Genomic DNA, 23,212 nt, shown 5'->3' on the forward strand with positions numbered 1-23,212 from the left:
TGAATTACAACTGAATTGCAACTGAGGAAAAAGCAAAGAACCCTGATGGGGTTCTTTTGCTTTTTTTCTTCTTAATCGCAATAAGTTAACGGAATAACAACTGGTTTTTATTAATAAGTATTAAGTAAAACAATTATTGGGGGATTTTAAATATGTCAAACACTACGACTAAAGACAGGGGCTGTGTTACTCCCGCCCTTTTCAAGTGTGCCTATCAGGCGCCGTACCCTGAGGTCCGGGTGGTAAAACCCAGTGCTTATTACGCCCAATTGTTGTTGGAGGATTATGCCGGTCAGGTAAGCGAAACAACCGCCATCACCCAGTATCTTTATCATCATTACGTACTGGAAAAAGAATACAAAGAAATAGCCGACCTGTTGTCATGTATAGCCCTTGTAGAAATGCATCACCAGGAAATGCTTGCCGATGTCATTATCAAACTTGGAGCTGACCCGCAATATAGGACCATAGGCCCAAACAACGTGGAAACATATTGGAGCGCATCGTATATAACATACGGTACAGCTCTTTGTGACCGTATTTCAGCTGATATTGCCGGTGAGTGGTCAGCTATAGCCAACTACCGAAGGCACCAGAGCATCATTGATGACCCATATATTAAGGCTGTGTTGGAAAGAATCATCTTGGATGAAATGCATCACATTACGTTATTTAACCAGGTATTATATCAATACTGCCGTCCGGTGTAGCGGCAGAACGGTAGCGGTACCGGTATCGAGGATAAGACTAAATAAATAATAAAAGCCCCACCAGGATATGGCCGGGCAGTTATTATTACTCATTTATTATTCATTCTTTTTCATTTTTAATTTCGCTTGCTGTTTCTTTAATAATTTTCATGATCTGGTTCATCATTTCCTGGAAATTATTTTGGGCCTCGGAGAATTCTTTAATCGTTCTGTTTTCCATGAACTTCAGCTGAACATCCTCATATTCCCTGGTTTCTTCTTTAGTCAGGGTCTGTCCCTTTTTTTGTTTTTCCTTTTGCAACTGCTGAAGTTCGTGAAACCTTTTTAATAATGCCTGGGCATTGGGGTCGCCGATCATTGCATTTTCAGCTCTTTTAACTTCCTTGAACTCATCTGATTCCGTAATGCTTCTGCCAAGTTCAGCCGCTTTTTCAAAGACCAATTTAGACAATGGTACCGCCTCCCTTTCGGTTATGTTTAGGACAATTAGTTCTAATATCCAATTATTGCACACAAATGTATTATAACATGTTAAAGTGTGTTGTCCAAAGTCGTGACGTGATTTTATCCTTTATGAGTTTATATCCGGCCATTAATTGGGGACGAGTAAAAAGCGCTCAATAATGAAACTATTGGGCGCGCTTTTTTTTGAATAATGGTTTTGGGGGTTAACAAGAGACGGCATTCTGATATAATTGATGTGTTAGAAAATTGTTGCGGGAGATGAATTATGCCCAAAGACTATGTGTTATTTGATTTGGACGGAACTCTGCTCGACTCGCTGCCGCTGATCGAAAATTCATTCAGGTATACTTTTAAACAGTTTGGTATCCCCTGGCAAAACGGCGCGGTAATGAAGACCGTGGGCCTGCCCCTCAGAGAGGCTTGTAAGCAATTTGCAAGGGAGAAATGGCGGGAATTTTTTAATTGTTATATTCAGTACCAGTTGCAAATTCATGATGATTTTATCCGTGCTTTTCCAGGTACAACAACGGCACTGGCACAAATTAAAACCATGGTGAAAGGGATGGGGGTTGTGACTTCCAAGCGCCGGATCATGGCGGTGCGGGGAACTGAAGTAACAGGCTTGGATCAATTTTTTGAACACATTGTGTCGTTGGAAGATGTAGATAAACCCAAGCCCGATCCTCAGCCGGTGCAGCGCTGCCTGGAATTCTTTGGGGCAAGACCCCGGCAGGCGGTTTTTGTTGGAGATAGTTATTATGATATAGAATCAGGGCATAATGCCGGTGTTATTACGGTGGGGGTAACCTGGGGCATGGCGGCACGGGATGAATTGGAGGCAGCAGGCTCAGACTTCGTGGTAGACTCATGGAGCCAACTCATATCGGTTTTGAATGAAGTAAAGTGAAATAATTTTACAAATTATCCCAGGTGCCTGACACCTCAGTCTGGAATCGTATCTGACAGTTCTACCCATTCAGTCAGATAGTTTTCCAGTTTCTTGCGTAATTCCTCCAGGTCTCTGTTTTTTTGCCGGTATGCTTCATGGTCGCCGTATACTTCCGGCTGGTATAATTCATTTTCTATTACCTTGATCTCTTCTTCCAGTGAGCAGATTAAATCTTCTAATTCCGCATACCGGCGCAATTTGTTTCTTTCCTCACGTTGAACTTTTTTGCGGCGGAGGTAATTACTTTTCCCCTCCGTTACCGTTTTCTCTTCAGTTGAATCCAATGAGGCTAATTCTGTTTTTTTACTTCGATAATAGTCATAATCACCCTGGTAGCTTTGAATGCCGGTTTCGGTTAATTCAAAAACCCTGGTTGCTATCTTGTTAATAAAGTAGCGGTCATGAGAGATAAATAAGATCGTACCCCCAAAACCTGCCAGCGCCTCTTCCAGGGCCTCGTTGCTTAATATATCCAGATGATTGGTGGGTTCGTCCAGCAATAGTAAATTGGCCCGCCCGCAAATGAGTTTGGCTAAAGCAAGCCTTGATTTTTCACCGCCACTTAAATTACCAACCAATTTATGGGCATCGTCACCTGTGAAAAGAAACTTGCCCAGTACGGTGCGCACGTCTTGCTCATTTAGTTCAGGAAAATCATCCCATAATTCATTGATAACCTGTTTTTCGTAATTCAAGTTGGTCTGTTCCTGGTCGTAGTAATTTTCCTGGACATGATATCCCTTTCTGATTGTTCCAGACAGCGGTGCTAAAGCACCGGCTATGGTTTTTAATAATGTGGTTTTACCTGTTCCGTTAGGTCCCAGCAGGGCTATCCGCTCGCCACGGTAAATGGTAAAATTGATATTGCGGCTAACCGGTTTCCCGCTGTAGCCCACGCATAATTCTTTGACCATAAGAACTTCCTTGCCGCTCTGACGGGATGACTCCAAAGCTAATGAAATTTTACGATTATCCGTTGTTGGTCTTTCCAGTGGCTTAATTTTATCAAGTAATTTTTGTTTGCTTTTGGCCCTGCCGGCTGTTGAAGCCCGGGCTATATTGCGGCGCACAAAGTCCTCCAGGTGCGCAATTTCTTCCTGTTGCTTTTTGTATTGCTTGGCCCGGCGCTCCAATTCTTCTGCTTTAGCTGTCAGATAGCGTGAATAATTTCCGGTGTATCTGGTTAGGCTGCAAAACTCAAGTTCGTAGATGGTCTGCGCCAGGGTGTCTAAAAAGTAGCGGTCATGGGAGACTGTAAGAATTGCGCCTGGGTAAGACTGAAGAAATTTTTCAAGCCAACCCATGGTTTCCAGATCAAGGTAGTTCGTTGGTTCGTCCAGAATCAACACATTGGGCTTGGTCAAAAGCAATTTCGCCAGCGCCAGCCTGGTCTTTTCACCGCCGCTTAAATTATCGACCGGTGTTTGATAGTAGTCTTCGGTAAATTTAAGGCCATGCAAAACGCTGCGCAGGGTAGCCTCATATTCATAGCCGCCGTTTCGACTAAAACTTTCGCGGAGAAGGGTATATTCCTCAGTGATCTTATTTAATAAAGCCTGGTTGGATGTAACATTCGGCGCGCTCATTTTTTCTTCCAGAACTCTCAATTGGTTTTCCTGATGAATTAGCCCGGCAAATGCGTCAAGCATTTCATCCCAAACCGTGCGGTTGCATTCCTGCCCTCCGCCCTGGGCCAGGTAACCTATGCTAACGCATTTGGGGCGAATTATCTCACCTGCATCGGGCTGAAGGTTACCGGTAATGATTTTCAGCAAGGTGGTTTTTCCGGCGCCGTTACGGCCAACCAGTCCGACCCGTTCTCCTTCTCGTATGGATAATGTAGCGTCTTTCAACACGTCAACGCTGCCAAAAGATTTATAGATATGAGTTGCCTGTAAAACTATCACTTTAATGAATCACTCCCACACGCATAAAGTTTACCCTATTTGTGCATTGAAGAAAAGTTTTATCTAAATTTAGATGCTTTTTTCACAATCTGCAGGAAAAATTAAATTGGGCGTCGAAACAATCATAACATGACATTAGCTAGTGGGCAGGGTGTCCATTTTTAACCGGTTGCCCGCCTGGTTGTTTATTCTACAGAGGGATTGCCTTAAAACATTGCATATTGTATTAAGCCTTGGGCAACGGTATGCAATTGTAAAAAACAAACAGTAATTTAGGCGATATTTTTCGTGTATGAATGTGTTGCACTCCTCTGTTTAGAATGATAATATATTGCTAGTGCCAAAAAGCTTTTAACCCTAAAAATATAATTAGAGATTTTTTAGGGGAGAATAAGAAAATTATATGCTAAATTTATGCGGAGGTGAGATTATGGCTTTTATCGAAATAGGTGGAAAGCAAATCGAGCTTGATGAAGACGGTTTCGTGGTTAACCCGGATGAGTGGACTGATGAAGTCGCTATTATGTTCGCTGAAGGCGAAGGTATCAAGGAACTTACTGAAGACCACTGGAAAGTAATCCGTTACCTGCGCGATTACTACAAGCAATTCCAGGTTGCTCCGATGGTAAGGAAAATGTGCAAACAAACCGGATACAGCTTGAAGCAGATTTACGAACTGTTTCCGTCCGGCCCAGCCAAGGGCGCTTGCAAACTAGCTGGCTTACCCAAGCCGACTGGTTGCGTATAATAAAGACCAACCGACCCACCCGGTAATAAAGGGTGGGATTTTTTATTGACAAAAAACGGGATGGCAATTAAAATAGTAATGAACATTAGTTCAATACTTGACAGAAGGAGTTGTATTGGTCGTGAAAATAGCTATTCCGTCCGAATATGGCCATGTTAACCAGCATTTTGGCATGAGTAAGGAATTTACTATTGTTGAGTTGGATGGAGATAAAATCGTCTCACAGAAAATTGTTTCCTCAGAAAACCTTCAGCACAATCATTCCGGCCTTGCCGGCCTAATGAAAGATGAGGCTGTGGATGCTGTTATCGTAGGAGGCATTGGCGCGCACGCTTTACGGGCGCTTGAGGAAACCGGGTTAAAGGTGGTCAGCGGGGGCAGTGGTAAAATTGGAGATGTTGTGGCCAGATTCGCCCGCGGTGAGCTGACGGGCCGGCCGCAAGGCTGCAGCCATCACCATGGGGACCATCACCATCACGCAGGCGGTTGCCATCATAGTTAAATTCCATAGCCTGCCAGGATGCCAATTATAGTTAAAAATATGCCGCAACCTATTAACAGAGCAATTTTCTTCACCTTGGCATCCCAGTGTTGAGGCCTGAAGCCGGGCCACTTTCCAGTGCCGGCTACATGCAGCGTCAATAGTAGTATCCCGGTGGTCAAAATACCCAGTCCGGAGATCATAAACAAAAAACTTGTTAAGATCATTGGATAGCCCTCGCTAGATGCAATTGATTACATTAATAATAACTTATTCCTCAAATTTGTAACAGTAATAAAAATCTGAGTAAGTGTTGGTTCCATTAGACGGGTTAACAAATAACACCCTTTAGGGGTGTTTTTTTTTCCTCGCTTTATTATATAATGTATAAGGGACAAGTTCGAATTGCGTCAGGCTTGTTTATATTGCAACAGATCACCCAGTGATTGTAGAAAGGATGATGATAATAAAATGCTGCCGCTTATCAAGTTGCATCAAGCTGTAAGCCAGGCGGAGGAAAACGGCTTGTTTGACCAGTTGGACAAAGTGTACGAACAGCTTCCTGAAACCGAATGTGACCGCTGCGCCACTTGCTGTACCGTGCCTCAGCCAGCCTATATTATTGAATACCTTAATATGTTCCGCCATGTCAACAAAAATATGCCGGAAAAATGGCCGGATATATTGGCTGGTGCTGTTCGGTATTATTTTCTGGAGCTTGTAGATATTAACCAGCGGTGCCCGTTTCTTGACGAGAAAAATGAATGCGGGGTTTATGAAGTCAGGCCCTTTACCTGCCGTATATTCGGGCTTATGGGCAAGCCCAAAACAAATGATCAGGCACTTCGTAATATGAGAAAACTGGCTGAGAATTACCGTACTGAACATGGTATTGAGCTGCCCCCGGAGATAGTGGAATATCAAATGCCGGTTTGTGACCGGGTAAAGGTGAAAAGCGGGCAAAATAAAAAGCCCGCCGAGTTGATTCATTTGCTTTCTGCTGATATCGGCCAGCTTGAAACTTTGTTTGTGCCTATGGATGTGGTTGAAAGCCAGTTTACATTTGTGCCTTACGTGAATCACCTTGTTCTGAGCGTGGTGAGCGAAGGTGCCAGAATCCGCCGCCCTAAAGTAATGAAAGAGTTTCTGGAAAACGGAAAAAGTGACCTGCTGCAGGGATATATTGAAAAATATGCGAGGACATCATTTTGATGTCCTCTTAAATCTTTATGGTATGTACTGGCGAGGGCTTTTAAGGGTTGTCAATAATATGGATTCGTGCTATATTTTTAGTAACGTGCATGTGTATACAAAATAATAAGAATGACATATCTAGTAAGCCTTTCATGTGCATAGATTCACAATGGGTGCTATTGTACTTTTCGCCACAAAAAATTATAAATTTTTTCCTCAATAAAAAAGAAGGAAGAAATAAGTTTGTGTCTAATTTCATTTAATAGGGTTTTAGCTAACAACATTTTATTGTAACAGCAATTTGAAAAACTGATTAGCAACCGGCCGACAAAAATAAAAAAAGCCGGATTCCTTAATTTAAACAGAGTAGATAATTTAATTAGGGAGAAAGTTTTCAGATTGGGAGATTGGGTTTTCATTAGGAACATTTTTGTTCCTTGGTTGCAAAATTAAATTAAAACAATTTAGGAGGGAAAACATTTATGGCGTTACCCAAACCACACGGCCCGGAAGGGAAACTAATGCCCCTGCTGCTTTATGGCGAGGAAAGAGAAGCTGAAATTAAACGGGCGGAAGGTCTGCCCAAGGTGTACATGAGCTCCAGGGAAACATCCGACGTACTGATGCTTGGTATCGGCGCTTTCACACCTTTAAAAGGCTTTATGAAGAAAGATGATTACACCGGCTGCGTATTTGACCTTAAGATGACTGACGGTACTATGTGGCCGATGCCTGTCACCCTGTCCATCACTGGTGAAGAAAAAGATGCCATTGGCCTTAAAGAAGGTATGGAAGTTGCCCTTTATGACAGGGCTTCTGAAGAGCTTTATGCAACCATGCTGGTAGAAGAAATCTACACCTACGACAAAGAAGCCGAGTGCCGCGAAGTATTTAAAACTCTGGACGCCGAAGGACACCCCGGTGTGGCCAGCGTTATGAAACAGGGTGAATTCAACCTGGGCGGCCCCATCAAGGTTTTGAACGAAGGTGTATATCCTCAAAAGTACCCCAAATATTACCTGTATCCTGCAGAAGCCAGGAAACTGTTTGAAGAAAAAGGCTGGTCCAATGTTGTTGCGTTCCAAACCAGGAACCCAATGCACCGCTCCCACGAATATCTCTGCAAGTTTGCACTGGAAAGCGGTCTGGTGGACGGCTGCTTCATCCACGCCATCGTTGGTGCCCTGAAGCCTGGCGATATTCCGGGGGAAACTCGTGTCAAGTGCTATGAAGTGCTGGTTGACAAGTACTTCCCGAAAGAGAACATTGCTCTGGGCGTATATCCTATGGAAATGCGTTACGGTGGCCCCCGTGAAGCCCTGCTGCACGCTGTATTCCGCCAAAACTGGGGCTGCAAATACCTCATTGTTGGCCGCGACCATGCCGGCGTAGGTGACTACTACGGACCGTTTGATGCTCAGAAAATTTTTGACACTTTGTGGGAAGGCGCCTTGGAACTGAAGCCCATGTTGATCGCCTGGACCTTCTATTGCTACAAGTGTCAGAGCATGGCCAGCCAGCGCACTTGCCCGCACGGTCCGGAAGATCGCTGCGTGGTTAGCGGCACCAAGTTCCGCCGCATGATGCAAGAAGGAGAAGAAATTCCCAAGGAGTTTGGTCGTCCCGAAGTTATGGAAATCCTGCGTGAATACTATAAGACTGCTGAAAAAGTCGAAATTAAAAAGGGTGCATACGAAGATATCCCTGGTCCCCAGAAGTAAAAACAGCAATAAAAACTGTGCCAGGTGGGCCCGGGCGGCACTCCTGGCACAACGCAAAATACTTGGTAATATGTGGTCGCAAACTGAATATAATTTTAAAGAATTAGGTTGCCCGAGCACTGCTTAAAGGTAAAAAGTGTCTTAAAAAACACTAATTAATTATCTCATTAAAGAAGGATACCGGGCACCTGTGTCGAAAGTATAATTATTATTAAAACGAGTACGGCTTGTATTCGAGATTGTGATTAACAATGCAATCTAAGTTTTAGCTATGACACACAAGGTGTTTAATGGGCCTGAAGTGTCGGAGTTTTATTGACACAACGGGTTGCTCCATAGCAATGCCGGATTGAAAACCAGTTTGGGGAGGTGGTTTGGAAAAAGGGTGTAGAAGTTACACCACAGCGAAATTTAACTGTACTTTGTTTTGACAGGTGAAAAGGGCTAGGAGAGAAAAGGTTGAATATTTTTCTCTAGGTTAACATCCGACACGTGACATCAATTTCTACAATCAGCAAAGGCTGAACTGTAGAAACTTATTAACAAATAGGGAACGGGAGGTTGAATTAATGCCAACTTTTGTAATGACCGAGAAATGTGACGGCTGCAAGGGTAAAGACAAAACTGCTTGCATGCATGCATGCCCCAATGATTTAATGGTGCTGGACAAAGAAAAAATGAAGGCTTACAACCGTGACCCCTGGCATTGCTGGGAGTGCCTTTGCTGTGCAAAAGCTTGCCCGCAGCAAGCCATGGACCTGCGTGGTTACGCTGACTTCGTGCCGATGGGCGCCAGTGTAACTCCTCTGAGAGGTTCTGACAATATTATGTGGACCATCAAGTTCAGGGATGGTATGGTCAAGCGCTTCAAGTTCCCCATCAGGACAACTGAAGAAGGTACTGCGGTTCCTGGCGGCGACTTTGCGGAAGGCGCCGGCGACCTGAACAGCCAAGCTCTGTTCACTGAGCCTGCATCCCTGCTGATGGACGAAGTGCCTACTATCAAGAAGTAATTGCGACCTAATTGTAAATTTAAAGAACTTTACGGAGGAGGTTTATATTAATGCCAATGAATTTTGAAACTGTAGAAGTCACCACTGACCTTCTGATCGTGGGCGGCGGTATGGCAGCTTGCGGCGCGGCAGTGGAAGCATCTTACTGGGCAAAGAAACAAGGTTTGAAAGTAACTCTCGTGGACAAGGCTTCCATGGACCGCAGTGGTGCTGTGGCTATGGGTCTGTCTGCTATTAACCAATACCTCGGCGTAGGCAAAGGCAAAAACACTGTTGAGCAGTATGTTGAGTATGTTAAAAACGACCTGATGGGCATTGCCCGTGACGACCTCGTTTACAACATCGCCCGCCACGTTGACGGAACAGTTCACCTGTTTGAAAAATGGGGTCTGCCCATTTGGAAAACTGAAGATGGCGAATACGTAAATGAAGGCCGCTGGCAGATCATGATCAATGGTGAATCCTACAAGGTCATCGTTGCTGAAGCTGCTAAGAACGCTCTTGGCATGGACAACATTTACGAGCGCGTATTCGTGATCGAGCCTCTGCTTGATGGCGACAGGATTGCCGGCGCTGTTGGTTTCAGCGTTCGCGAAAATAAATTCTATGTATTCAAGGCTAAAGCCGTTCTGGCTGCCATGGGCGGTGCCGTTGGCGTATTCAAGCCCCGCTCCACCGGTGAAGGTCTTGGCCGCTCCTGGTATCCTCCGTTCAGCACCGGTTCCAGTGCCTACTTCACCATCCGTGCCGGCGCTGAAATGACATGTCAGGAAGTCCGCTTCATCCCGGTTCGCTTTAAGGATGCATACGGCCCGGTTGGCGCCTGGTTCCTGCTCTTCAAATCCAGAGCCACCAACGCATTCGGCGGCGAATACATGGTTGAGCGTAGAGACGAACTGCAAAACTGGGCTCCTTACGGCCTGGTCAAGCCGATTCCGGCCAACCTGCGTAACTACCTCGGCATGCTGGACGAAAGTGAAGGCAAAGGCCCTCTGTTCATGAGGACTGAAGAAGCCATCGCCAAGCTCGCCGATGCATATAAAGATGATCCAAAGGCCTTCAAGAAGAAAATGAAGGAACTGGAAGCCGAAGCTTGGGAAGACTTCCTTGATATGACTATCTCCCAGGCCCTGCTGTGGGCTGCTACCAACACCCAGCCGGAAGAGAAATCCTCCGAAATCGCAGCTGCTGAACCTTACTTCATCGGTTCGCACTCCGGTGCATCCGGCGCATGGGTATCCGGTCCTGAAGACATCGCTCCTCCTGAGTACTTCTGGGGCTATGCCAACATGACCACCGTTAAGGGTCTGTTTGCCGCTGGTGATGCTTCCGGCGCTTCCAGCCACAAGTTCTCCTCCGGCTCCCACGCTGAAGGCCGTATTGCTGCCAAGGCTGCCATCAAGTTCATCGTTGAGAACAACACTCAGCCCAACGTTGACATGGCCAAAGTGGAAGAGCTCAAAGCTGCCACTTACAAGCCTCTGGAACTGTACGAAGCCAATAAAGACTTCACCACCGATCCCGAAGTCAACCCTGCTTACATTAAGCCTAAGATGTTCATGTTCCGCCTGCAGAAATTGATGGATGAGTATGTTGGCGGCGTGACCGCGAACTTCTCCACCAACCAGGCTAAACTTAACAGGGCTATGGAACTGCTTGGCTTCATGAAGGAAGACGCTGAGAAACTGGCTGCGAAAGACCTGCATGAACTCATGAGGTGCTGGGAAAACATTCACCGGATGTGGCAGGCCGAATCTCACGTTCGTGCTGTGATGTTCCGTGAAGAAACCAGGTGGCCCGGTTACTACTTCCGCGCTGACCTTCCGAAGATGGATGAAGAAAACTGGCTGTGCTTTGTCAACCTCAAGTGGGATCCCGCCACTGGCCAGTGGGATGTATTCAAGAAGCCTGTAATTCGTCTGTTTGAATAGTTAGCGGAAAGGGGACACACCTCGTCCCCAATTAAAAACAAATGATCTCTCCCCATGTCCCGGGCGAGATCAAGTAACTCTTCAAATGTGCCATCCACGGCGCAAAGAGGGCCCGTAGCCGATGGCCACGGGTCCTTTGCGCTGTGAAATAGTTGGGGACATTCCCCAGACGGTGTATCCCCTTCCCATTTAAGGAGTTGCTAAACAGCCCTGGCTGAGTCGCGCTTGTAGGGACTGGGCAATTTTTTACCGAGGTAAATGCAATTTTGCCAGGCGTCCTTACAGGCCGCCTGGAGTTTTTTTTAATCCCGGCCTTCGGGTAGCCTAAAATATAAAGCTTTTGTCGGTTATTTGCTAAACTAACCGGCTAACTAGCAGTTAAAATAACTTGGGGCAGAATAATCTAAGACGGGAGAAATGGCGTGGTGATAAATTATGGCAAATAAAAGTATATTAGTTGTCGGGGGAGGAATCAGCGGCCTTACCGCAGCTGTGGAAGCAGCTGAAGTAGGTAACGAGGTTTTCATTATAGAGAAAAACCCGTATCTGGGCGGCAGGGTTAGCCAGCTTAACCAGTACTTCCCCAAGCTTTGTCCACCCAACTGTGGACTTGAAATTAACTTCCAGCGTATTAGAAAAAACCCCAAAATAAACTTCTTTACCATGGCAGAAGTTGAGAGCATATCCGGCCAGGAAGGTAATTTTGAAGTTACCGTGAAAATTAATCCCCGTTATGTCAACGAAAAATGCACAGCCTGCGGCAAATGCGTTGAGGCCTGCCCGGCCGAAAGAGCCAACACTTTCAACTACGGAATGGATAAAACCAAAGCGGTTTACCTGCCCCACGAATTTGCGTTCCCCATGAAGTATGCTATCGATGACCAAGCGTGTAAGGGCGCCGGGTGCGGTAAATGCGCTGAGGCCTGCGAGTATGGGGCTATTGAATTGGGCATGCAGGCTAAAACCATGAAGCTTAACGTGGGCTCCATAATATGGGCCACCGGCTGGACTCCGTATGATGCCGGCAAGCTCAGCTATTACGGTTTCGGCAGATACGACAATGTAATTACCAACGTAATGATGGAAAGGTTGGCCGCATACAACGGCCCGACCAAAGGCAAAATTGTGCGCCCGTCCGACGGTAAAGAAATTAAGAGTGTGGCATTTATTCAGTGCGCCGGCTCGCGTGATGAGAACCACCTTAAGGCTTGCTCCAACGTATGCTGCTTGGCCTCGCTGAAACACGCCACTTACATCAGGGAGCAGTACCCCGATGCCGAAATCTGCATTTATTATATTGATATCAGGGCTCGTGGCAAGTATGAAGACTTTTTCACCAAGGTGCAGGAAGAAGCCAACATCACCCTGATTAAAGGTAAAGCCGGCGAAGTTAAACAAGATCCGGAAACTAATCAGTTAATTGTCATTGCAGAGGATCAAATTGAGCAGAAGGTAATTGAGAAGAAGTTTGACCTCGTTGTGCTGGCAACCGGAATGGCTCCCAATACTTCCATGGCGCAAATACCCTGCGAAGCCGCCTACGACGAAGATGGCTTTGTGGCTGCAGCGGCGCCTGGAATATATGCCACCGGTTGCACCAAGAGTCCGTTGGATGTTGCCTCAGCTGTAAGGGATGCTACCGCTACAGCGCTCAAGGCGATTCAATCTACGGTGAGGGGGCAACAATAATGGAAAAGAAAATAGCTGTCTATATTTGCACTGGCTGCGGAATTGGCGAGGCCCTGGACATCGATGCTCTGTCCAAGGTAGCAACAGGTGAATACAAAGCTCCAATTTGTAAGCAACATGGTTTTCTTTGCGGCCAGGAAGGCGTAGAGTTGATCAAAAATGATATCGAGGCTGAAGGAGCTAATACCATAGTTATAGCCGGCTGCTCCTCCAGGGTCAACTATGATGTTTTTAGTTTCGGACCGGATAAAATTGTGGAAAGATGCAACCTGAGAGAACAAGTTGCCTGGTGCCACCCGGCCGGGGATGAAGACACACAGATGCTGGCTGAAGATTACCTGCGCATGACCCTGGCTAAACTTAAAAATTTGAACCTCCCGGAGCCTTACCAGGTAGAGAATATGTCCAAAACAGTTCTGGTGGTTGGCGGTGGCTTCACTGGCCTTACTGCTGCGCTGGAATCAGCCAAGGCAGGCTATCAGACCGTGCTGGTGGAAAAAGAAGCCACGTTGGGCGGCTACGTGGGTAAAATGTACAAGCAAGTACCCATGAAGGCTCCCTTTACCGAGCTCGAAGAAAACGGAATACCTGCCTTAATTAAGGCAGTTGAAGATGCCGGGGTTAAGGTTTACACATCAGCTACTCTTGAAAAAACTGCCGGTGCCCCCGGGATGTTTGACGTTACCATAAACCAAAACGGCAGCACAGTGGAAGAGCGGGTAGGCGCCATCGTCCTGGCTACCGGCGCTAAACCGTATGATGCCGATAAACTTGGGCATCTTGGTTATGGCAAGTATGAAAATGTAATTACCCAGGCCCAGTTTGAAGAAATGGCTGTGGCAGGCAAACTGGAAGCCAGTAAGGTTGCGTTTATCCAATGTGCCGGTTCCAGGGACAAGGAACACCTGCCCTACTGCTCGGCTGCTTGCTGTATCGAATCCATGAAGCAGGCTCTTATAGTTAAGGAAAAGAATCCTGAAGCCAACGTATATATTTATTTCAAAGACATTCGCTCTAACGGCCAGTATGAGCACTTCTACAAGAAGGCTCAGCAGGAAGGCGTCATCTTTATCAAGGGTGATGTAACCGAAATAGCGGAAAACGATGGAACACTGACTATAACTGCTGATGACCATACCATGGGGACCCAGTCCGAGGCTGACGAGTTTGATCTCGTGGTCCTGGCCAACGGTATGGTTCCGTCTGCGGCGCTGGGTGATGTGGTAGAAGAGCCGGCGCAGGATGAGGCAGCTGCCGCTGCTGAAGAGCCGAAGGCACAGGCCCCCACGATTATCAAGGCTAATTTGCTGAACCTGGCTTACAGGCAGGGCCCGGAACTGCCGGCACTAAAATACGGTTTCCCCGATTCGCATTATATCTGCTTCCCATATGAAACCAGGCGTACCGGTATATATGCGGCCGGTGTTGTGCGCGCTCCCATGGATATGCTTTACGCCCAGGAGGACGCCGTGGGCGCTGCGCTGAAAGCGATCCAGTGCATTGAAGCAACCGCCGTTGGCCAGGCGGTTCACCCGAGATCCGGTGATATGTCCTTCCCGGAATTCAACATGACCCGCTGCACCCAGTGCAAACGCTGTACCGAGGAATGCCCGTTCGGCGCCATTAACGAAGACGAAAAAGCCAATCCGCTGCCAAACCCGAGCCGCTGCAGAAGGTGCGGCACCTGTATGGGCGCTTGCCCCGAGCGGATTATTTCCTTCAAGAACTACTCTGTGCCCATGATCGGCAATATGGTCAAGGCCATTGAAGTGCCCGAAGAAGCGGATGAGAAGCCCAGAATTCTGGTATTCGCTTGTGAAAACGATGCTATTCCGGCCCTTGACATGGCAGGGTTGAACCACTTGGAATACAACCCGTGGGTAAGGATAATTCCAGTGCGGTGCCTGGGGTCCTTGAACCTGGTCTGGATCAATGACGCCATGGCCAAAGGCTTTGACGGCGTATTGCTGATGGGCTGCAAGCACGGTGATGATTACCAGTGCCACTTCATGAAGGGCAGCGAGTTGGCGGAAATCCGCCTGTCCAAGATTTCTGAAACACTCAACCGTCTTGGCCTGGAATCCGAGCGCGTGCGGGCTACCACAGTAAACATTATGGACTATGATAAGATTCCGGCCATGCTGGATGAGTTTGCCGCTGAATTGGAAGAACTCGGGCCCAACCCGATGAAAGACTTCCAGTAAAAAACAATTTGCTGGATTTTAGTTAAAGATATCCGGTTGTTTGGAAATAAAGATAGAGGGGCGGCCGCAACCAGGGCCGTCCCACACTCCTTTAAAAAATAGAAAGGGAGTATGTTCTTAATATGGAACAAAACAATAAACCTGTTAAATATGATTTGAATTTTGCCCGGGAGATTTATAATTTAGAAAACGGTTCTTATATCAAGCAATGTATGCAGTGTGGAATGTGCGCAATTTCCTGTGCTACCCGTGAAATCATGGATTATTCGCCAAGGCGCCTGTTTAACCTGATTAAACTGGGCAAAAAGGATGAAGTTATGCAAGCAAATACCATGTGGAACTGCACATCCTGCTGCACCTGCAAAGCGCGCTGCCCCAGAGGGGTGCCGATTATCGATGTTATGCATGATCTGAAAAAATACGCAATTCAAAATGGTTACGCAGATTACCCGCAAGCGGCCTTCTATAAGGCGTTTTGGGCTGAAGTGGCCGGCCGGGGTAAGGTTTTTGAGGGTGGAGTTACTGCTAGGTATTACCTGCTCCGCGGACTGGACGAAGTTAAGAAGGCCATGGCCATGAAGGACGTGGGCCTGAAAATGCTCAAGCATAAAAGGATGCCTTTGTTCCCGCCCAAGAAAATTAAGGGCCTGGGCAATCTGAAGAAAATTATTAAAAAGGCGCAGGAAATTGAGCGGAGGGAGGCCAGATGATGAAATATAGCTTATATCCCGGTTGTTCTATGGAAGCAACTGCACAGGCCAACCTGAAATCAATAATTGCTGTGGCCAAGGCTCTGGACCTGCACCTGGAAGAAATTCCCGACTGGAACTGCTGTGGCGCCACTGTGGCCTCGGGTGTGGTTGGGGACTTTACTCAGCAGGTAATGACCGCCCGTAACCTGGCCATAGCCGAAGCAAAAGGCCTGGATGTGGTTGTGGGCTGCAGTTCATGTTACCTCAGCCTGGCCGTAACCAACAAGCGCTTTAAGGAAGATGAACACTTTAAAGCAAAGGCTAACGAGGCGCTGGCAGCCGGCGGCTACAAGTATGACGGATCGCTAAGAGTGCGGCAGTTCCTGGAAGTGGTAATAAATGATGTCGGTTTTGATAAAATCAAAGCAAGAGTTAAAAAACCGCTGGCTGGATTAAAGGTGGCAGGATATGTTGGCTGCCAGACGGTAAGGGCGATCCCTTACGAATTTGACGATCCGGAGTATCCCGTTCAGATGGATAAATTGATGGAAGCACTTGGCGCAACAGCTACTAAATTCCCCATGAAGGCTCGCTGCTGTGGTAGTTCCAACGCCATCGCCGCAACGGAAATAGTGATTGATCAAGCTTATAAGATTTTTGAATCAGCCAGCGAAGGTGGAGCGGACGTTATTGCAACTCCCTGCCCTATGTGCCAGTTGAACCTGGATGCCTATGAGCAGATGGTAAATCAAAAATACGGAACCAATTTTAGCCTGCCGATCCTGTTTTTCACCCAGTTGATGGCTGTAGCATTTGATTTGCCTGCTGACGCGCAAGCACTAAGTTATTGTATTAATTCACCTTACCAGGCGCTGGCAAGCTATGGCGTCGCAAGATAAAGTAGTAAATACAATAAGGACAAATGTCGGGATCTAGCTCTCCGCAAAAAAGGGGAGCTTTTATTTTTCCTGACTTTATCAGGGTGCGACAGGGGGACGGTTCTCCCATGTCGCATTTCTTATCGTATTGTGGTGACAAAATATAATGCACCACCTGAGTGCAATCTTAATGCTGTAGTATCAATATTGCAGATAATTTCACTTGTGGGAAGTTTAAGCTTGTGATAAAATAAGTGCAATAAAGCACAAATATGGTGACTAAAGATAAATTTAATCGTTAGAGAGGACAGGTTTCAAGACTGGATGGCTGAGAATGTAATTTATTACATTGGTTGATTGAAAACAGTAGGGAGGAGGATGTGCAGTTCGAACAAGTATATAGCATCACGAGAGGGTATATTGAAAAATGCGGCAGGATTTTATGTGGATTTTAGTGAATAATTGATTATAATGTCTTTATTGTCAAAGGAGGAATTTATTTGCCCGAACACCTTCAAATTTATTTTGCCACAGCAGTGTTTTTAATTACTTATGTTATTATTGTTTCGGAAAAAATCCACCGGGCAGTTATAGCTCTGGTTGGGGCGGCATTAATTACAATAACAAAAATCTTGGGTCCTGAAGAAGCGGTTCACGCCATAGATTTTAATACTATTGGTTTACTGGTGGGGATGATGATAATCGTAGGTATTACCCGCCAGACCGGCGTGTTTGAATATTTGGCAATCAAGGCTGCGAAAAGCTCCAAGGGCCACCCTTTAAAAATAATGGCGGCGCTTTCACTGGTAACCGCCGTGCTATCGGCCTTTTTGGACAATGTAACGACTGTGCTGCTTATCGTTCCGGTTACCTTTGCTATAGCGCAAAAACTAAGGATCAGCCCCATACCCATATTGATAGCAGAAATTATATCTTCAAATATTGGGGGTACAGCCACACTAATCGGCGATCCGCCCAATATTATGATCGGTAGTGCAACGCACCTTGGATTCATGGATTTCATTATTAACCTTACACCAATTATAGTGGTCATATACGTAGTTACGCTGACGTTGCTCCGTTTTATATACGGTTCTCAACTCGCTGCAGATCCGGAACGTCAAAAATCAATTATGGAATTAAATGAACGAAATGAGCTGAAGGATATCAAGCTGCTTCGCAAATGTTTAATTGTCCTGGTGCTGACTATATTGGGTTTTGTTTTGCATCAGTATGTAGATCTTGAATCTTCTGTCATTGCCTTAACCGGTGCCAGCCTGCTTCTCTTGATCAGCAAGGAGGACCCTGAGCACGCGCTGCATGCAGTGGAATGGCCAGTAATATTTTTCTTTATTGGTTTATTTGTGCTGGTGGGCAGTCTGGAAAAGGTTGGCGTTATCGAAGCCATCGCCAGGGCCTCACTTGATATAACCGGCGGAATTATGATCCCAACGGCTATGCTAATCCTCTGGTTGTCGGGGATCGCTTCGGCTTTCGTAGATAATATTCCATTCGTTGCCACCATGATTCCGTTGATCAAGGATATGGGCCAACTAATGGGTGTTACTGACCCAACTGCCCTGAATGTATTCTGGTGGGCGTTATCCCTTGGAGCCTGTCTGGGTGGCAACGGCACTATTATAGGCGCGTCAGCCAATGTTGTAGTCATTGGCATGGCAGAAAAGCGGGGAGTCCCAATCACCTTTATGAACTATTTCATAGTGGCGTTTCCATTGATGCTGGTATCCCTGGTTTTAAGTTCTGCTTACCTGGTTTTATGGCATATTTATCCTGAAACCATAACTATAATTGTGACCCTGCTATTTGGTGCCCTTGTTGGCTTTGGTGCAATGCCGGTAAACAAGGCACTGGAACGGAGAGCTGTCAAAAAGAAGGGCGGCATTCAGAAATAAATACGATTTTGGAGTACAGAGTCTCTCTTCTCTAGATGTCATGGGAGACTCTTTTTGGTCACGGATGGGACGGTTGAACAGCGAAAGATTATCTCAAACTAAGAGTAAAATTTCCGTTATGCAGTTGGCCGCGTAAATGTTATGTTGCCAGCCCAGGCGCTGCTCGTAATCTTGGAATTCGCGGCGGCGGCCTCATCCTTGAAGACTATGCGGGTAATTTCCCTGAAAATATCAACACTGCGGACCATGCCCACAAGGCGCTTTTTATCTTTAACAGCAACTGCTTCAACCTTATTTTTTACCATGGAATAAGCAGCTTTAAGCAGTGTGTCGTTTATATCAACATGATTTTCAATGGGCTGCATGAAATCCCTAACATTATTATGTACAATTTCCTGGCAGCGTTCGGTTAAAAGACCATCCCAGAAAAAAGCAATCTCAGCTGTCCATAAGTAATATTCATTAACGTTTTTAACAGATCTTTTGAGGTATTGGGGTTCAATGGCCGCAAGCAGTTCGGGGATTCCGAATGTCCCCACCAATTCAAAATTATCGACGATAAAGACACAATTACGCCCGGTTCGGGGTTTGCCCTGGTAGTTATAAGAGTTCAATAAAACTCGTAATACATCTTTAAGGGTAGCTTCGCCAGACACAGTCGGGTAATCATATATTGGAATCATGATATCTTTTACTTTATTTTCATAAGTGTTGGTGTTCTCCATGATTAGGCCTCCTTTCGACGCTATAAAGTGAATTTTATGTTTAAAGTAGTGACAATTTTTCAACTAAAACAATTGTCAAAGGCGCAGGGTTGTGATATTATTAACAAAGATCTTGGTGTTAGTCGTCTTGGAGGAAACATAAACCGGTAATATCCGGCTTATATTTCAGCTAAGGTTTTAATCACCCCCAAAAATATTTATAAACATAGTGACGAAATAGTTAAAAATTTCACAAATGGCTTAGAACCATTATACAGTATATTGTTATAATGTGCAATATTTCACATTTACTTTCTTTTGCGAGCTTATGCTGCATAACCATACGGGCTACAAGGGAATTTGCGCAACGTGCAGAGGGAACTACCGGGGTGCCAAGTCAAAAGTAACAAGAAAATTTTTTAGAAAGTCAATGCGCGCAAGTGATTAACATGCGCGCATTTCTTTGTCTTTTATTATTTATCATTACTGTAAATAGCCGGATAGTGTTTTTTTTTAAGCTTTAAAGTATAATATAAAAAACTATTTCACCAGTTAAGCAGGTGACGTATGGGTAACAAAAAGATTTTTGACCTGCAGGAATATAGGAATGATAAAGATAAACCAGGTGGTAATAACGAGCCATCTTCTGTACAGCCCCGGCTTAAAGCTGGACAAAATGATTGGTTAAACGGGCTGAAATCTTTTATTGTTGAAAAGAAATGGCTATTACTTGGTACTTTGCTGCTTGTTGTAATTTGTTTAATGAATACGCCATACGGCCTAACCGATAAGGGGAAATATGCAATTGGATTGTGGGCCTTTGTAGTAGTATGTTTTTTAACGGAGGCGCTTCCTCTGCCTGTAATTGCAATGGTTATTGGCTGTTACCAGGTTGTGGTGGGAATAGCGGGATTCCAGGAGGTTTCCAGGACCTTTATGGATGATGCTGTAATATTTATTATGGGAGTTTTGATGTTGGGAGCTATGCTTGTTAAGTATAACATTCATAACAAATTTGCCCTTTTCATATTGAAAATATCCGGCACCAGAATTGACAGGGTGGTTTTGGGAATGGTGACTTTTTGCGCGTTAAGCGCCGGGTTTATAACCGAACACGCTGCTGTGACAATAATGTTTCCCATTGGGGTTGGAATTGTATCATTAAGCGGAGGCATTAACAAGGTTCCCAGGTTGGGTAAACTATTGATGCTGGCCATTGCTTACGGAGTAATAATTGGCGGCATCGCCACTCCATCCGGTGGAGCCCGTAATGCCCTGATGCTCAGCTTTTTAAATAACATGGGTATAAACATGGGCTATGGACAGTGGATTTTAATGGCCTTTCCCCTGACATTGATAATGATTATTATAGTGACTTACTGGTTGTTAAAGTTGTATCAACCCGAGGTTGAAGATTTAAAGGATGTAATGGAAAGAATCAAGCGCGAATTGGATGCAGACGGTCCCATGACAGCGAAAGCAAAAGCGGCTATGGCCATTTTCCTCGCCATAGTTGCAGGATGGGTTCTATTTAGCCGGCAGTATGGCGTTGGTAATATTGCCATGATTGGCGTTATCTTGGCGGTTATACTGCGCCTTGTTGATTGGAACTATTTGCAGCAAAAAACACAGTGGGGAGTGGTTGTACTTTATGCCGGGGCAGTTTCAATGGGTAAAATGCTGGTAACAACCGGGGCGGCCTCATGGTTGGCCAAGTTGCTTTTATCCGGGGCAAAGGCCATTGGAATATCCAAAGGGCTTCCGCTGCTGGCTGTAACCACTTCTATAACAGCACTGGTTACCAATACGATGGCTGACGGGCCGACAGTTGCCGTGGTGGGTCCTGTGTTCATCAAGGCAGCGGAATTAGCCGGTACTTCACCGTTGGTTATTGGTGTTGCCACCTCCTTGGGTTCGGCATTTTCGTTTATTCTGGTGATTGCAACCCCAGCAAATGCTATTGTATATGGACCCGGTTTTTTAAAAGCATCTGATTTTCTTAAAGCGGGCAGTTTTTTATTCATTATCTCTCTGGTACTTATTATTGTTGGATTGGCTGGTATTTGGTGGCGTGTTCTGGGTATCTGGTGAACAATTCGGCAACGTTTATTCCTAATGGTTCTAAATATTGCGGCAATTACAAATATAAAAAATACATGGTGAAATATTGCACAAATAAAAAATATGTGGTATAGTTTTTTTAAGCAAAAATTGAGCTAAAATTATTGGAAGGTAAGAAACAAATGAATTAGTGAAAATTTTAACTTTATCAACCGTGGGACAGAAAGTAGTGTGAAAAGTTATTACAAAGTTGGAGACTAGACAGGAAGTTGGTTCAAAGGTGGTGAGGAAATGTTTTTCCGTAAAATTACCAGTAAAAGTAACGGAAAAGAGTACACTTACCTGAAGTTGATTGAAAATTACAGAGAAGGTGATAAAGTTAAACAAAGGGTTATCGCTAACCTTGGAAGTCTGGACAGATTAACGCCGGATAAGGTTAACGGCCTGATAGCCGGTTTGTCAAAAATCTGTGGAGTAGATCAAAAATCTGACAAGATTGAGACAAAGAAGATTTTGCGCTACGGTGAAGTTCTGGCAATACATAAAATATGGGAATTGCTAGGTGTGGAACAAGTTTTTAATAAAATCATTCCAACCCCGGATAATGAGGTTGATGTACCTTTATTGGCAGAGCTAATGGTAATTAACCAGATAATCAGACCTCAACATAAACAGGCAATAAGTGATTGGTACCACTGCCTTTATTTGCCGGATCTGGAGGGTCGGAGTTTATCTCCTCACCACTTTTACCAGGCATTGGACCTAATGGCGGAATTTAAAGAAGAACTTGAAAGCGGCATCTTTAAAAACATTAATAACATGTTTCAAATAAATACGGACCTGGCGTTCTGTCGATTAACCACAGCTGTATTCGAACCGCCACTGCAAGAGGACCTTAATTTGGTATCCTATGGTAAATATATTTTAGGGGAACCCGAAGAATTTGAGAAAATTGATTTGGGATTGCTGGTCAGCAGGGACAGCATGCCTCTGGGGCATAGAATTATCAGGGAGAATACAGAGGAAGTGGAATACAAAGCGGTACTGGAATACTTGAGGCGTAATTTTGGAATTGATAGATGCATTTTTGTCGGCGACCGCAGTATCCTTGGCAACCCGGCCTTGGAGATTTTAGTAGCTCATGGCTACGAATATATTATCGGACGCAAACACATGGTTGATCAAGATCATGATTTGTTTATAGGAGAAATGAAATCAGGTTTAAATGGTTTTAGTGAAATTAACGAAGATCTTTGGTTCAAGGAAATAAGAAATGGTGACATAAGATATTTATTATGCTGTAATCCCAGAGCTTCGGAACAAATGAAAAGCATGATTTATGAAAGACTCAATATGATAGATAATCAATTTACCGAGCTTAAGCGGGGGTTAAAAGAAAAACGTGGAGTAAAAATAAATAACCATCGCGTCTTTAAGGATAGTTTTTGCCGTAAATACATTGAGTGGCAATACGATGATTCCACCATGGAATTCTCATATCGATTTAAGCAAGACCAAATTTTGCGGGACATCGCGCTTGCTGGATCGTTTATACTGGAAACCAATAATAACTTCCTCAGGGGGCAAGAAATTGTAAAAGCATATTCAGGGCTTGCTCATATGAGTGAATCGCTTAAAGAAATTAAAAACTTTGAGCCAAGGCAAAATTACCTTTATGCCGAACTTAACTTATCAGCCAATATTTTCGTGTGTGTGCTTGCAGTGGCACTTGAAAAAACACTGGAGCGGATAATGCGTCAAGCCGGCCTGAATTTGGATAGTCGCAAGGCGTTGCTTTTATTGGAAGAGATTAAAGTTGCAATTAATCAATTGGATGGCGAAGAATTTAAATCTACAACCAGCATTACTGAGTCTCAAGAAAAAATTCTTAGCGCCATTGGGATAGTCAGAGACCATCGTAATATTATTTGACGGTTCCGGTTTTTACTCTT

General features: G+C 45.1%; 19 protein-coding genes. 15 read left to right on the forward strand and 4 right to left on the reverse strand.

Features of this window, described 5'->3' with window-relative positions:
• The first annotated feature begins 152 nt into the window (after positions 1-152).
• Positions 153-710 carry a ferritin-like domain-containing protein gene (locus H569_RS0117330; RefSeq protein WP_027366004.1) on the forward strand — a complete coding sequence of 186 codons (558 nt, stop codon included), beginning with the start codon at positions 153-155 and terminating at the stop codon, positions 708-710.
• Positions 711-810: 100 nt separating this feature from the next.
• Here the strand turns inward: H569_RS0117330 and H569_RS0117335 are convergent, their stop codons facing one another.
• Positions 811-1,161: a YlbF family regulator gene (locus H569_RS0117335; RefSeq protein WP_027366005.1), complete on the reverse strand. Its 351-nt coding sequence runs from the start codon at positions 1,159-1,161 to the stop codon at positions 811-813.
• A 279-nt stretch (positions 1,162-1,440) separates the two neighbouring features.
• Here H569_RS0117335 and H569_RS0117340 point away from each other — a divergent pair, with 279 nt between their 5' ends.
• The gene (locus H569_RS0117340; protein ID WP_027366006.1) at positions 1,441-2,082 is read left to right on the forward strand and encodes an HAD-IA family hydrolase; all 642 of its coding nucleotides are present in this window, start codon (positions 1,441-1,443) and stop codon (positions 2,080-2,082) included.
• Positions 2,083-2,117: 35 nt separating this feature from the next.
• Here the strand turns inward: H569_RS0117340 and H569_RS0117345 are convergent, their stop codons facing one another.
• On the reverse strand, positions 2,118-4,031 hold the full coding sequence (locus H569_RS0117345; RefSeq protein ID WP_027366007.1) for an ABC-F family ATP-binding cassette domain-containing protein: 1,914 nt from the start codon (positions 4,029-4,031) through the stop codon (positions 2,118-2,120).
• 430 nt (positions 4,032-4,461) lie between these two features.
• Between H569_RS0117345 and H569_RS0117350 the strand changes: the two genes are divergently transcribed.
• Both H569_RS0117350 and H569_RS0117355 read left to right on the forward strand, forming a co-directional pair.
• Positions 4,462-4,779 carry a TusE/DsrC/DsvC family sulfur relay protein gene (locus H569_RS0117350; protein ID WP_027366008.1) on the forward strand — a complete coding sequence of 106 codons (318 nt, stop codon included), beginning with the start codon at positions 4,462-4,464 and terminating at the stop codon, positions 4,777-4,779.
• Positions 4,780-4,900: 121 nt separating this feature from the next.
• A complete protein-coding gene (locus H569_RS0117355) occupies positions 4,901-5,281 on the forward strand; it encodes a NifB/NifX family molybdenum-iron cluster-binding protein (RefSeq protein ID WP_027366009.1) in 381 nt (126 codons plus the stop codon).
• Here H569_RS0117355 and H569_RS0117360 read toward each other — a convergent pair.
• Positions 5,278-5,487: a hypothetical protein gene (locus tag H569_RS0117360; RefSeq protein WP_027366010.1), complete on the reverse strand. Its 210-nt coding sequence runs from the start codon at positions 5,485-5,487 to the stop codon at positions 5,278-5,280. The two genes, H569_RS0117355 and H569_RS0117360, sit on opposite strands and share 4 nt — an antisense overlap.
• 244 nt (positions 5,488-5,731) lie before the next feature.
• Between H569_RS0117360 and H569_RS0117365 the strand changes: the two genes are divergently transcribed.
• The 9 genes from H569_RS0117365 (at position 5,732) to H569_RS0117410 (ending at position 18,495) form a co-directional block, all read left to right on the forward strand.
• A complete protein-coding gene (locus H569_RS0117365) occupies positions 5,732-6,472 on the forward strand; it encodes a YkgJ family cysteine cluster protein (protein WP_027366011.1) in 741 nt (246 codons plus the stop codon).
• Positions 6,473-6,936: 464 nt separating this feature from the next.
• Positions 6,937-8,175, forward strand: a complete 1,239-nt coding sequence (gene sat, locus H569_RS0117375; RefSeq protein ID WP_027366013.1) for a sulfate adenylyltransferase — start codon at positions 6,937-6,939, stop codon at positions 8,173-8,175.
• 569 nt (positions 8,176-8,744) lie between these two features.
• A complete protein-coding gene (gene aprB / locus H569_RS0117380; RefSeq protein ID WP_027366014.1) occupies positions 8,745-9,188 on the forward strand; it encodes an adenylyl-sulfate reductase subunit beta in 444 nt (147 codons plus the stop codon).
• A gap of 50 nt (positions 9,189-9,238) precedes the next feature.
• Positions 9,239-11,119 carry an adenylyl-sulfate reductase subunit alpha gene (gene aprA / locus H569_RS0117385; RefSeq protein WP_027366015.1) on the forward strand — a complete coding sequence of 627 codons (1,881 nt, stop codon included), beginning with the start codon at positions 9,239-9,241 and terminating at the stop codon, positions 11,117-11,119.
• Between the two features lie 435 nt (positions 11,120-11,554).
• The gene (locus H569_RS0117390) at positions 11,555-12,808 is read left to right on the forward strand and encodes a CoB--CoM heterodisulfide reductase iron-sulfur subunit A family protein (protein ID WP_027366016.1); all 1,254 of its coding nucleotides are present in this window, start codon (positions 11,555-11,557) and stop codon (positions 12,806-12,808) included.
• The gene (locus tag H569_RS0117395) at positions 12,808-15,012 is read left to right on the forward strand and encodes an FAD-dependent oxidoreductase (RefSeq protein ID WP_027366017.1); all 2,205 of its coding nucleotides are present in this window, start codon (positions 12,808-12,810) and stop codon (positions 15,010-15,012) included. Before H569_RS0117390 ends, H569_RS0117395 begins: the two co-directional genes overlap by 1 nt.
• A 122-nt stretch (positions 15,013-15,134) precedes the next feature.
• Positions 15,135-15,722 carry a 4Fe-4S dicluster domain-containing protein gene (locus H569_RS0117400; protein WP_027366018.1) on the forward strand — a complete coding sequence of 196 codons (588 nt, stop codon included), beginning with the start codon at positions 15,135-15,137 and terminating at the stop codon, positions 15,720-15,722.
• Complete coding sequence (locus H569_RS0117405; protein WP_309294796.1) at positions 15,719-16,603, forward strand: CoB--CoM heterodisulfide reductase iron-sulfur subunit B family protein; 885 nt, start codon at positions 15,719-15,721, stop codon at positions 16,601-16,603. The genes H569_RS0117400 and H569_RS0117405 overlap by 4 nt, the downstream gene beginning before the upstream one ends.
• A gap of 479 nt (positions 16,604-17,082) precedes the next feature.
• Complete coding sequence (locus H569_RS0117410; RefSeq protein WP_027366020.1) at positions 17,083-18,495, forward strand: ArsB/NhaD family transporter; 1,413 nt, start codon at positions 17,083-17,085, stop codon at positions 18,493-18,495.
• A 116-nt stretch (positions 18,496-18,611) separates the two neighbouring features.
• Here H569_RS0117410 and H569_RS0117415 read toward each other — a convergent pair whose 3' ends face one another.
• Positions 18,612-19,220, reverse strand: coding sequence for a CBS domain-containing protein (locus H569_RS0117415; RefSeq protein ID WP_027366021.1), 609 nt, complete (start codon positions 19,218-19,220; stop codon positions 18,612-18,614).
• A gap of 546 nt (positions 19,221-19,766) precedes the next feature.
• Between H569_RS0117415 and H569_RS0117420 the strand changes: the two genes are divergently transcribed.
• Together H569_RS0117420 and H569_RS0117425 are read left to right on the forward strand one after the other, a co-directional pair.
• Entirely contained in the window at positions 19,767-21,290 is a 1,524-nt protein-coding gene (locus tag H569_RS0117420; protein WP_027366022.1) for an SLC13 family permease, read from the forward strand.
• Between the two features lie 261 nt (positions 21,291-21,551).
• A complete protein-coding gene (locus H569_RS0117425; RefSeq protein WP_027366023.1) occupies positions 21,552-23,192 on the forward strand; it encodes an IS1634 family transposase in 1,641 nt (546 codons plus the stop codon).
• The last annotated feature ends 20 nt before the right edge of the window (positions 23,193-23,212 follow it).

Source organism: Desulfotruncus alcoholivorax DSM 16058 (assembly GCF_000430885.1).
Classification (GTDB): Bacteria; Bacillota; Desulfotomaculia; order Desulfotomaculales; family Desulfallaceae; genus Desulfotruncus; species Desulfotruncus alcoholivorax.